A 10950-nucleotide genomic window follows, 5' to 3' on the forward strand; every position below is an offset into this window, starting at 1 on the left:
ATCTCCAGCACATCGAGCTGTCCGAGGAAATCGGCGGACGCGGCATCATGGCGCAGCCGGGCGGCGTCCTTGGCGGTGGTGATGAGGCCAAGTCCGGCACCTCGCGCTGTCGTTGCCAGTTCGGCAAGCTCGTCCTCCCCATAGAAATGATGGTCCGGAAACGACCGGGTCAGCGCAATCTCGCCGCCGGCCTCACGGACCGTGTCGAAGAATTTGTCGGGATGGCCGATGCCGGCAAAGGCGAGAAATCGCTTGCCGGCCAGCCCCGCCTTGCTGCTTGGCCGTGTACGCGCCTCGAAGATCGGCCGGCCGGCACGCGCCGCCTGGCGGACGACCGCATCGGCAGCAAGGCCCTCGCCCATCTTCAGCAGCGCGCTGGTGAAAACCAGTTGGTCGACGATATCAGCCCTGAGCGGACCGCCAGGAATGACATGGCCGTTGCCGACGCCGTAGCGTGCATCGACGACGACCAGCGCATAGTCGATATGGATGCGCGCGCTCTGGAAACCGTCATCCATGATCAGGAAATCGCAGCCATGCTTTTCCAGCAGAAGGCGCGCGCCGGCGGCACGGTTCGGCGTCACTGCGACCGGCGCGTGCTCGGCCAAAAGCAGCGGCTCGTCGCCGACATGCTTGGCGGCGTCATGATGCGGATCGACGACATGCGGCTGCGCGAAGGAGCCGCCATGGCCGCGCGACAGGAAACCGGGATTGAGCTGCATGCGCCTGGCCTGCCGGGCAAGGGCGATCGCCACCGGCGTCTTGCCGGTGCCGCCGACGGTGAAGTTGCCGACGCACAGCACCGGCGCCTCGACCTTTTCGCGCGCTGCTGAGCGCATGCGGCGGCCGGCAATGAGCGCATAGATCGCGGACAGCGGCGCCAGCGCCAGCGCCCGCCAGTCCGGTTCTTCCCACCAGAAGGGGGGCGCTTCGCTGGCCATTTTAGCGGCCGTTGGCGCCCTTGAGGCGCGACTTGACGACCAACGGCTGAATGTAGGGTTCGAGCGACTTCAACGTGAGCGCCAGCGCGCCGCGCATCTCGTCGACGGTCGCCGCGCCGGCCGCCATCATCTCATGGCGAGCCACCTCGTTGCTCAACAGGAAATTGACGGCGCCGGCCAGCATGTCGCGGTCGCGCACCAGCTTGGCGCCGCCGCTGTCGAGCAGGCGCTGATAGGTTTCGCGAAAATTCTGGACATTGCGGCCGGCCAGCACCGCCGTGTCGAGCATGGCCGGCTCCAGCGGGTTCTGGCCGCCCTCCGAGGTGAGCGAACGACCAACGAAGGCGATCTCTGTCAGCCGGAGATAAAGCCCCATCTCGCCCATCGTGTCGCCGAGCAGAATGTCCGTATCGGCGATGATCCGGTCGCCCTTGCTGCGCCGAGCGACTTTCAGGCCCATGCCGGAAATCTGCGTGGCAAGCGCTTCGGCGCGATCGGGATGGCGCGGCACGACGATCGTCAAAAGACCGTGGTGACGCTTGTGCAGCATCGCGTGAACCTCGGCAGCGACCACCTCTTCGCCGTCATGGGTCGAGATGGCCGCCCAGGTCGGTCGGGCGCCGATCTGGCGCTTCAGCGTGTACAGCGTCCTTTCATCGGCCGGCGGCGGCGTGGTGTCGACCTTGAGATTGCCGGATACGGTGACCGGCCGGGCGCCGAGCGAGAGGAAGCGCTCGCCGTCGACATCCGACTGGGCAACAACATGGGCGAGATTCTCGAACAGCGCCTCGGCGATGTTGGCGCGTTTCTTCCAGGATTTGAACGAACGGTCCGACAGCCTGCCATTGACCAGCACCTGCGGCACACGGCGCGCGCCGAGCTCCAGGATGGTCATCGGCCAGATCTCCGATTCGGCGATGATCGCCAGATCCGGCCGCCAATGGTCGAGGAAGCGGCTGACCGCCGGCTTGAGGTCGAGCGGCACATATTGGTGGATGATGCGATCGCCGAGCCGTTCGTCGGCAACCTGAGCGGAGGTGACAGTCCCCGTCGTCAGCACGATGTTGACGCCGTAGTCGAGGATGCTCTCGACCAGCGGCACGACGGCAATTGTCTCGCCGACGCTCGCCGCGTGGATCCAGATCACCGGTCCCTCGGGGCGTTCGCGCCCGGCGATGCCATAGCGTTCGCGCCGGCGAATTCGGTCCTCCTTGCCCCTGGAGGTGCGCCAGGCGACATAGGGTCCGATCAGCGGGTAGGCGACTGCGCCTGCGAAACGATACGCCGTCAGGAAGGTGCGCGCCCAGCGCTCGCTCATTTTGAGCCATCCACGAGGCGATAGGCCTCGGCGGTCGCGGCGTTGAGCGCGGCCGTGACCTCCTGGCGCTTGCGTTCCATTTCGGCCTCATCCGCATTGGCCGGAACGAAAACCGGCGCTCCGACGACAATCGAGGAGCGGCCGAACGGCAGGTTGATCGTGGTCTTGTCCCAGCTGCGCTCCAGCACCTTGCGGCGGCTGGTGGCGATGGCGGCGGGCAGGATCGGTCGGCCCGAAAGCCGCGCCAGGAGAACGATGCCAAGCCCCGCATCGCGCGGCGTGCCATGCGGAATATCAGCGATCATGGCGACGTTCTTGCCGGTGGCGAGTGACTTTTTCAGGGCAATCAGCGCTGTGGCGCCGCCCTTGTCGCGACGCTTCGAGCTTTCGCGTCCGCCCGAGCCGCGCACCGCCTCGATGCCGAATTTCTCGATCATCAGTGCGTTGAGCTCGGCATCGGCACTACGCGACACCATAGCGACCAGCGGCCGTCCTTTGGGATAGTAGGCCGGAGTCAGAAGATGCTGGCCGTGCCATAGCGCGATGATGATGGGTTCGAACTGCGAGTAGGCGCCGCCCGACATCTGCGCCGACCCGTCGACGACACGGTTGGTCAGGCGGATGATGCGAACGAACTGCGCAAATAGGCTGGCGATGGCGTTCTTGACGAATCGCGATTGCGCCAGCGGTTCGCGTATTTTGCGCCAGAATGTCTTCGAGGTGCCACCGCGGCGCCCCCTTACCGCGGACCTCGTGGGCGGCCCTTTCACGGCTTCATGATCCATCAATGTCAACCGGCGGCCTTGTTGTCGGGGTCGAGCAACCGGTGCAGGTGAACGACGAAATAACGCATGTGGGCGTTGTCCACGCTGGCTTGGGCCTTGGCTTTCCACGCCGTTTGCGCCGATTGATAATCCGGATAGATGCCGACGATGTCGAGCGCGTCGAGATCACGGAATTCTGTCCCGCCCAGCGTCTTCAGTTCGCCGCCGAACACCAGGTGCAAAAGCTGCTTCTTTCCGTCTTCCGCGGTCATGTCGGTCCTTCACATATCGTGAGTTTGTGACAGGTCTAGACCAAAGCCGCCGACTTTGGAACCATTGATGATATGTTCAACCGTCCAGCCCTGCGATGATGCCGGAGAGCACGGCAAGCAGTTCGCCGCTGCCGGCAACCAGCGCGCCGTGGTGGATCACTTCGCCGGCATAGCGCGGTGCGCGGCCATTCTGGTCGAGCAATGCGCCGCCGGCCTCGCGCAGGATGAGATTCGCCGCGGCGATGTCCCAGTCATGGGCGTTGGGTTTGACGAAGGTCGCGTCGAGCCTGCCATTGGCGACCATCGCCAGCCGGTATGCGAGCGAGGGAATATAGGGCACGCGGCTCAGCCGGCCCTGCCATTCCGCCGGCATCAGCCCTATCAATGGCTTCGGCCCGCCGATTTCGACCTTTGCTGTCGGGCGGCGCACGGCAATGCGACGGCCATTCAGGAACGCCCCCTCACCGGGCAGCGCCCAATAGGTCTCCTCGGTGGCGGGACATTCGAGAACGCCGGCAAGGGTGCGACCGTCTTCGACCACCGCGACGCTGACGCACCAGGAGCGAAGGCCTTCGAGGAAGCCGCGCGTGCCGTCGATCGGATCGACGACGAAGGTGCGGCGGGCGGCAAGCCTTGCCGGATCGTCGGCCGTCTCCTCCGACAGCCAGCCATAGTCCGGCCGCGCTGCAAGCAAGGTTTCGCGCAGATAGGCGTCGGCGGCGTGATCGGCCTCGCTCACCGGCGAGGTGCCGCCCTTCATCCACACCTGCGGATTGTTGCCGAAATAGCGCATGGCGATGGCGCCCGCCTCGCGGGCGGCGTCGCGCAGCAGTGGCAGATCCTCGCGAGCCCCGGCGGAGGTGACCTGGTCAAGCTCCGGCAAGGGTCATGCCTTCGATCAGAAGCGTTGGTGCGGCGGTCCCGAAATTGCGATCGAGATCGCTCGCCGCAACCATGTTGAGGAACATGGACTTCAGGTTCGAGGCGATGGTCACTTCCGCAACCGGATAGGCGAGCTCGCCATTCTCGATCCAGAAGCCGGAAGCGCCGCGACTGTACTCGCCAGTCACCATGTCGACGCCCTGGCCGAACACTTCGGTGACGTAAAAGCCTGATTTGAGCGACTTGATGAGGTCTTCGGGCGTCCGCTCGCCCGGCTCGATAGCGAGGTTGGTTGATGACGGCGAGACGGAGGAGCCGTTGCGCGAACCGCGCCCGTTGGTGGTCAGCCCCAATTCCCGCGCGGCCGAGGTTGAGAGGAACCAGTGGTTCAAAGCGCCCTTCTCAACCATCAGCAGCTTTTCGCCCTCGATGCCTTCACCGTCGAACGGACGCGACGCCTGGCCGCGGAGCCGGAGCGGCTCGTCGGTGACGGTGATCGCGGCCGCCGCCACCTGCTTGCCCATCATGTCGCGCAGAAAGCTGGTCTTGCGCGCGACGGACGCGCCGTTGATGGCGCCGGCGAGATGACCGGCAATGCCGCGGGCGACGCGCGGGTCGAACACCACATCGACCGGCCCGGTCGCCGCCTTGCGCGCGCCGATGCGCCGCGCGGCGCGTTCGCCGGCCTTGCGGCCGATGTCCTCGGGCGCGTCCAGGTCGGAGAAATGCTGGCGCGAGGAGAATTCATAATCGCGTTCCATGCCGGTGCCCTCGCCGGCGATCACGCTGGTCGAGCGCGAAAAGCGCGACGCGACGTAGTGGCCGACAAAGCCGTGCGAGGTGGCGAGCACCAGCCCGCCAAGCCCGGCGCTGGCGCCGCTGCCGGCCGAATTGGTAACGCCCTTGACGGCAAGGGCCGCCGCTTCCGCGGCCAGCGCCGCTTCCTTCAACTGGTCGGCCGAGACTTCCGTCGGATCGAACAGGTCGAGGTCGCGCGGCTTCTTGACCAGCGAGGCCGGATCGGCGAGGCCCTGATAGGGATCTTCCGGCGAGACTTTCGCCATCGCCACGGCGCGGTTGGCTAGCACTTTCGGGTCGGAGGCAGCGGTTGCCGAGACGCTCGCCACCCGCTTGCCGACGAAGACGCGTAGCGAAACATCCTCGCTCTCGGACGCCTCGGTGCCCTCGACCTTGCCAAGCCGCACCGACACGCCGGTCGAACGGCCGCGCACCGCAACCGCGTCGGCGGCGTCGGCGCCGGCCCGTTTGGCAGCTTCGACCAGGGCCGCGACGCGGTCGGTCAATTTCGCTGAGTCCAGCGTATCGGTCATGTGCATAGTCCTGTTTTCCCGCCGGGCAGCCGCTCCGCACCATCTATTGTTCCGATGTGGCTTGTGCAATGGCAGAAGTGGCAAGCAGGATAGATCGGCCAGCAGACACTCGGCTTTAAGCGGCATGATCGGAGCGGGTCCTCAAAGGCTGCTTCGCAGCGATTTCGGACTGGCCGATGGCCCTTTGACGCCGTTCTCCGACCATATGCGGACGTGCGATTGCGGTAACGCCCTTGTCCTTTCCACTCATGATCGGCACCTGCCCGAAACCGCTAAATTTAGCGATTTCTTGTGTGTCCTTGGAACTTTGTAGCTTGCGTTCCATTTTCAATCGCATGCGAGACTCTGTGATCCAAAGCATCAGGACTGCGGTGAACGTGTCGCCGCCGCTGTACTCGCTGGTCCTTCCCATATACAATGAAGAACAGGTGCTGCCTCGACTGATCGAGCGGATCAGTTCGCTGATCTGCCGGTTGGACGGCGAGGCTGAGGCGATCTTTGTCGATGACGGAAGCATCGATGGAAGCGTCGAATACCTTCGGAACGTCGTCGCCGTCGAGCCGCGCTTCCGGCTGATCGAGCTTTCCCGCAATTTCGGCCACCAGGTCGCGATCACGGCCGGCATGGACGCGGCTGCGGGTGATGCCGTCATCGTCATGGATGCCGACCTGCAAGACCCGCCGGAGGTGGTTCTCGATCTGGTGGCGAAGTGGAAGGAGGGCTTCGAGATCGTCTATGCCCGCCGTGTCAAGCGTGAGGGCGAATCCTGGTTCAAGCGCTTGACGGCGAGTCTCTTCTACCGCCTGCTGGAGAAGATGACGTCGGTCGACATCCCGCGCGACGTCGGCGATTTTCGCCTGGTCGGGCGCAAGGCTCTGGAAACCTTCAAGCAAATGCCCGAACATGATCGTTTCGTCAGGGGCATGTTCGCCTGGATGGGGTTCAAGCAGACGGCGGTGCCTTTCGAACGCCCGGCGCGGACCCTTGGCCAGACCAAATACCCATTCTGGAAGATGATGCACCTTGCCGTTCACGGCATCGTCAGCTTCTCCGAGAAGCCGCTGCGCATGGCGCTGTGGGGCGGATTGGCCATCTCCGCGCTTGCGCTGGTGTTCGGTACCTTCGCCATCTTCGCCTGGATTTTTGAAACCGGCATCATTGCCGGCTGGACATCCACTGTGGTGATCGTGTCGCTCCTTTGCGGCATCAATCTTTTCATGACCGGCGTTGTCGGGCTCTATGTCGGCGGTATCCACGCCGAGGTCAAACGCCGTCCGCTTTACGTGATCGATCGGGTCGCCGGCTTCGACACGGCAGTGCGTGCTGCCACCCCGGGTGATAGCCGTCGATCGTTTCGGAAACCCAGAAACGGAGCCTCGGCCGATGGCCGAACTCTTCGACAGCTATAAATCAAATTATGGCGAGGCGGTCGCAGGATCCATCCGGTTTTCCGGACTCAAGCACGACTTCTTTCTGATCGCCAAGGCCGACCTGCTGCGGCGTCTCGTGGTCGAGCGAAGGCTTCGGCAGGGTGGTGCCGGTGTGCGGGCGCTGGATGTCGGCTGCGGCGTCGGGTCGCTCCACCCTTATCTCGAAGGCGTCTTCGAGCGCCTGGATGGCTGCGACGTCTCGGAAGAATCGATCCTGCGCGCCGGCCAGGACAATCCAGGTGTGACCTATCGCGCCTGTACCACGCTGAGTCTGCCTTACGAGGACGGCGTGTTCGATCTGGCTTTCGCCAGTTGCGTCGTTCATCACGTTCCGCCCGTCTCCTGGCTCGATTTCTTCCGGGAGATGCGGCGCGTGGTGCGGTCGGGCGGCGTCGCCTGCATCATCGAACACAATCCCTATAACCTGCTGACGCGTCTTGCGGTGTTGCGGTGTCCATTCGACCAGGACGCGGTCCTGCTCAACGCGGCCAAAGCAAGGTCCCTCTTTCAGGAGACGGGCTTCAGCGATATCCGATCCGAGCATTTCCTGCTGCTGCCCTCGGCCAGGCCCTTCGCCCGAAGACTCGAACGCGTGCTCGCGCACATGCCGCTTGGAGCCCAGTACGCGTGCAGTGCGTATGTCTGAGGGCCGTTCGACCGCCCGCATCGGGCTGAAGCTGCTGGCCCGCTTCGGGTTGGTCGGCATCGCCGCGACAATCCTGTATGCTGCCTTGGCTATCGGTTTGGTCAAATCGGAATGGATCGGCTTCTCGCCCGTCCAAGCATCGCTTGCAGCTTACGCCGCGGCTGCCGTGTTCTCGTATCTCGCCCATAAGTCAGTAACGTTCATGTCGAGCGGATCGCACCGATCGGAAGCTGCACGTTTTCTCCTGCTGACGGCGACAGGCTTCGCCGTGGCTTACGCGGCGCCGGCGCTTTTGACCGCGAAACTCGGCCTGCCGCCCATCATTGCCATTCTGGTTACATGCCTGCTTATTCCAGCGGTCAATTTGCTCATGCTCGACCGATGGGTTTTTGCGCAGCGTAGACCCGGCCAGCAAGGCGACCGCTCTACCTAATCCACCTCAATGGCATCCAGCCGGAACGACACCAGCTTGATGGAGCGCTTATAGATGTTGCTGGCGGCCGGAGTTGGCGGAATGCCGTCGAGATAATCGAAGGCAATTTCGAGTGTATCGGCCTTGCCGAGCGCCGCCGATGGAATGACGAACGAGACGGTTCGGGGTTCTTTGCCAGACAGCGTCACCGCATGCGCCCGAACACCGTTCACCGAGATCACAACCCTCTGCGTGATCTGTGGAGGACGAATGACGGCGGCCATCTGCAGCGTGGCTGCCAGCCCGTTGCGCAGCGGCGGTATCTTCGCGCGGAGCCGCGAGGTCTCGCCCAGGGAATGGGTGCCGTCGGCGACGGGTCCCGACCAGCCGCAGACCTTTATGCCGGCTGCCTGCTTGGCGCCGTCGTTCCGGAACGATATCGTCTGGCCAAGTGTGTAGCTGCCGACGGCATCGCGGTTGAGGCAGGTCGTCGTCCGGTCGATGTAATATGCACGATAATCGGCATTGACGTTCGGATTGAGAGCAAGCGTTAGGATGACGATCTCGGACCCGGCCAGAACCGCCGCGAGCACGTAGCCGCCGAGCGAGGCGGCGCGTCTGTAAGTCCCCAGAGTGTCAGACCAAGGCAAGGTAGCCTCCGATCCACGCCACCGTCGTGAAATAACAGGCGCCGAGGAAGAGAACCAAAGCTGCGAGCCAAATGAGCCTCGACGCCGACAACAGGACGGCGAGCAACATTGTCAGAGGCGCAAGCCCAACGACATATCTGACCATCGAGGCCAGGTTGGTGATCAGCGGCAGGATGATGCAGAGCGCGCAGAAGAGTGCCGCGCCATGTTGTCTTCGAGCCGCCAGAACGGCCGACAGCGCCAATCCGGTGATCGCGGCCAGCGCGCTCCATTGCGGCGCCGTGGGCAGCCATCCGGTGGTCGGAACAGCTGAGAGTCCGTCCCATAGAAAGACCAGCGGATTGCCGGCCACTCGTCCGAAGGCGCGCTGGATGTGCAAGAACGCAAAGCCGTCCCCGACCGTAAGGTAAAGAAACAGGATGTAAGCGAACAAACCGGCAGGCGAGATGAGGACAGCGACCAGCAGATCCGGCCGGCCAAGCACCCAGCGCGGGAAAGACAGCGTCGATCCGCCCTGCTCGCGGTGCTCCCTGAACATTTGAATCACGGTCGCAAATACGACGAAGACCCCGACGAGCCTGGTCGCCGACAGCAGCGCGGATGAAATACCAGCGGCGAGATAGCTGGAGCGCTTGAGCGCCAGAAAAACGCACGAGGTCAGGAGCACGAAAAGAGGTTCGCTCAGGAAGGTCGTGAAGTGAAAGGAGAACGGGCCGCTCAGCAGAAAAGCGCAATACAGCACATAGGCCCGCATGTTCTTCTCGAGCAGCGGCCATGCCACCAGACAGGCGCCGTAGCTGCAGACAATGGAGGTGATGGTGGCGACCAGTATCGTCTGGAAAGGGAAGATAACCCGAATCGCGGCCACCAGCATCGGGTAGAGCGGGAAGAAGCCCCAGCGACCGACATTGCTGTGGTCTGGAATGGGAAAGCGCTCGTAACCTTGTTCGCTGATGTCAATATACCAGGCGCAATCCCAGCGGCAGAGCGCGCGGGCATAAGCCGCGAAACCTGGTTCCTCCGACACAGAAGCAAATGCTGCATAGCGAATGGCCAGTCCGCTGATCACGAACAGCAACGGCACCGCTGCGGCGGTCAGGAACATGGCGCGAGCGCCAGCGCTCGCACGCGCGACATCTTCGAGCGCCAACTCTGCCTCCACCCATTCGAGTGGCTGGCGCCACTCTCCCCTCTAAATTAGCGCCGCCGGGGCAAATTCAAGACATCCCTTTCGTCGGCGGCATCATCTTCGTCCCCGGATCACGAGTCTCTCAGCCAGACGAGCATCTCGCCGGGATCGCGGTTGTCCCAGGCAAAATAGGGAACGGCGGTGACTTTCGTCTCCTCCACCGCCGGTGGTTCGGTGCGGTAGAGCCCGTCTTTCCAGTTTTCAAAGGCCTCTTTCTCGGCAACTGCCGAGAGCGTGACGACGCCGCCCAACAGGTTCGGCTCCTCACGCGCCTCGATGTTTGCCGTCCGTGGCAAGGCGATGCGGTGCAGCTGGCCGGCATTGTCGGTCTCCTCGACGCAATAGATCAGCGGACCGCGGGCAAGCGCGACGCGGCCGATATCCTGCCGCACCTCCGGATTGGCGTAGAGACGGTCGACGGCCATTTCGAGGTCGAGCTCGACCTGGTCACCCTTGCGCCACTCGCGCCGGATCGCGGCATAGCCGTCGTTGGTTACGCTACCCAGATCGACTGCCTCCCCGTTCACCTTGAGCACCGCCTTGCGGCACCAGGCTGGCAGGCGCAGGTGCAAGGTAAACTCGGTCGGCGCCTCGGGCTCGATCGTGATCGAGACTGCCCCGTCCCACGGATAATTGCTGGCGTGGGTCAGCTCTATTTGCGTCCCCGCGATATCGAAACGAGCCGTGCTGTTTCCATAGAGATGGACGGCGAGCGCATCGTCCGACAGACTGTAGAAATAGCTGCCGATCGAAGCCACCATGCGCCCGATATTGGGCGGACAGCACGGGCAGCGATGCCATTTCCAGCGGTTGTGCTCCCCCCGGCTTTCCAGCGGATTTTCATAGAAGAACAGCGAGCCGTCGAGCGACAGACCCGAGATCGAGCCGTTGTAGAGAGCTCGCTCCATCATGTCGGCGTAGCGGGCATTCGGACCCATGCCGAGCATGCGGCTTGCCCAGAACACCAATCCGACCGAAGCGCAGGTCTCGGCATAGGCGGTGTCATTGGGCAGGTCGTAGTCGGCGGTAAAACCCTCATTGTGCGACGACGGTCCAATGCCACCGGTGACGTAGAGGTTCTTGCTCGTGAGATCGTCCCACAGCCGGTCGAGCGC

Annotated in this window: 13 protein-coding genes; 3 read left to right on the forward strand and 10 right to left on the reverse strand. The window is 63.6% G+C overall.

The genetic code is table 11. The features are described from left to right. The 7 genes from lpxK to EOA85_RS16020 all read right to left on the reverse strand — a co-directional run. Nucleotides 1-941: tetraacyldisaccharide 4'-kinase (gene lpxK / locus EOA85_RS15990; RefSeq protein WP_127210267.1), on the reverse strand; the 941-nt coding region annotated here is incomplete at its 3' end. A gap of 1 nt (nt 942) precedes the next feature. Further along, nucleotides 943-2259, reverse strand: coding sequence for a lipid IV(A) 3-deoxy-D-manno-octulosonic acid transferase (waaA, locus tag EOA85_RS15995; RefSeq protein ID WP_127210269.1), 1317 nt, complete (start codon nt 2257-2259; stop codon nt 943-945). Beyond that, the gene (locus EOA85_RS16000) at nt 2256-3044 is read right to left on the reverse strand and encodes a lysophospholipid acyltransferase family protein (protein ID WP_029354095.1); all 789 of its coding nucleotides are present in this window, start codon (nt 3042-3044) and stop codon (nt 2256-2258) included. The genes waaA and EOA85_RS16000 overlap by 4 nt, the downstream gene beginning before the upstream one ends. A gap of 5 nt (nt 3045-3049) precedes the next feature. Then, nucleotides 3050-3295 carry a DUF4170 domain-containing protein gene (locus EOA85_RS16005; protein WP_029354097.1) on the reverse strand — a complete coding sequence of 82 codons (246 nt, stop codon included), beginning with the start codon at nt 3293-3295 and terminating at the stop codon, nt 3050-3052. Between the two features lie 76 nt (nt 3296-3371). Then, nucleotides 3372-4178, reverse strand: coding sequence for a 3'(2'),5'-bisphosphate nucleotidase CysQ (locus EOA85_RS16010; RefSeq protein ID WP_127210271.1), 807 nt, complete (start codon nt 4176-4178; stop codon nt 3372-3374). Continuing rightward, nucleotides 4165-5508: a TldD/PmbA family protein gene (locus tag EOA85_RS16015; RefSeq protein ID WP_127210273.1), complete on the reverse strand. Its 1344-nt coding sequence runs from the start codon at nt 5506-5508 to the stop codon at nt 4165-4167. The genes EOA85_RS16010 and EOA85_RS16015 overlap by 14 nt, the downstream gene beginning before the upstream one ends. A gap of 115 nt (nt 5509-5623) precedes the next feature. After that, nucleotides 5624-5833 carry a hypothetical protein gene (locus tag EOA85_RS16020; protein WP_127210275.1) on the reverse strand — a complete coding sequence of 70 codons (210 nt, stop codon included), beginning with the start codon at nt 5831-5833 and terminating at the stop codon, nt 5624-5626. Between the two features lie 22 nt (nt 5834-5855). Between EOA85_RS16020 and EOA85_RS16025 the strand changes: the two genes are divergently transcribed. From EOA85_RS16025 to EOA85_RS16035, 3 genes are read left to right on the forward strand one after another with little or no spacing between them, the layout of a single operon-like run. Beyond that, the gene (locus EOA85_RS16025) at nt 5856-6917 is read left to right on the forward strand and encodes a glycosyltransferase family 2 protein (RefSeq protein WP_245485799.1); all 1062 of its coding nucleotides are present in this window, start codon (nt 5856-5858) and stop codon (nt 6915-6917) included. Then, nucleotides 6892-7584, forward strand: a complete 693-nt coding sequence (locus EOA85_RS16030; RefSeq protein WP_127210277.1) for a class I SAM-dependent methyltransferase — start codon at nt 6892-6894, stop codon at nt 7582-7584. Before EOA85_RS16025 ends, EOA85_RS16030 begins: the two co-directional genes overlap by 26 nt. A gap of 49 nt (nt 7585-7633) precedes the next feature. Next, nucleotides 7634-8017, forward strand: a complete 384-nt coding sequence (locus tag EOA85_RS16035; protein ID WP_240992489.1) for a GtrA family protein — start codon at nt 7634-7636, stop codon at nt 8015-8017. Here the strand turns inward: EOA85_RS16035 and EOA85_RS16040 are convergent. From EOA85_RS16040 to EOA85_RS16050, 3 genes are all read right to left on the reverse strand, one after another. After that, nucleotides 8014-8646 (reverse strand): hypothetical protein, encoded by a 633-nt coding sequence (locus tag EOA85_RS16040; RefSeq protein WP_127210278.1) that lies wholly within the window; start codon nt 8644-8646, stop codon nt 8014-8016. The genes EOA85_RS16035 and EOA85_RS16040 overlap by 4 nt on opposite strands. Further along, nucleotides 8633-9751 (reverse strand): hypothetical protein, encoded by a 1119-nt coding sequence (locus tag EOA85_RS16045; protein ID WP_245485801.1) that lies wholly within the window; start codon nt 9749-9751, stop codon nt 8633-8635. Before EOA85_RS16045 ends, EOA85_RS16040 begins: the two co-directional genes overlap by 14 nt. A 155-nt stretch (nt 9752-9906) precedes the next feature. Continuing rightward, nucleotides 9907-10950, reverse strand: a 1044-nt coding sequence (locus tag EOA85_RS16050) for a beta-L-arabinofuranosidase domain-containing protein (RefSeq protein WP_164759692.1), incomplete at its 5' end; no start/stop codon positions are given.

Origin of the sequence: Mesorhizobium sp. M5C.F.Ca.IN.020.29.1.1, assembly GCF_003997375.1 — a bacterium.
In the GTDB taxonomy this organism is placed as follows: Bacteria; Pseudomonadota; Alphaproteobacteria; order Rhizobiales; family Rhizobiaceae; genus Mesorhizobium; species Mesorhizobium wenxiniae.

Coding starts and splice junctions, on each gene's coding strand:
- EOA85_RS16030 (WP_127210277.1), top strand. CDS start 6,892: ATGGCCGAACTCTTCGACAGCTATAAATCAAATTATGGCGAGGCGGTC.
- EOA85_RS16020 (WP_127210275.1), bottom strand. CDS start 5,833: ATGGAACGCAAGCTACAAAGTTCCAAGGACACACAAGAAATCGCTAAA.
- EOA85_RS16015 (WP_127210273.1), bottom strand. CDS start 5,508: ATGACCGATACGCTGGACTCAGCGAAATTGACCGACCGCGTCGCGGCC.
- waaA (WP_127210269.1), bottom strand. CDS start 2,259: ATGAGCGAGCGCTGGGCGCGCACCTTCCTGACGGCGTATCGTTTCGCA.
- EOA85_RS16005 (WP_029354097.1), bottom strand. CDS start 3,295: ATGACCGCGGAAGACGGAAAGAAGCAGCTTTTGCACCTGGTGTTCGGC.
- EOA85_RS16000 (WP_029354095.1), bottom strand. CDS start 3,044: ATGGATCATGAAGCCGTGAAAGGGCCGCCCACGAGGTCCGCGGTAAGG.
- EOA85_RS16045 (WP_245485801.1), bottom strand. CDS start 9,751: ATGTTCCTGACCGCCGCAGCGGTGCCGTTGCTGTTCGTGATCAGCGGA.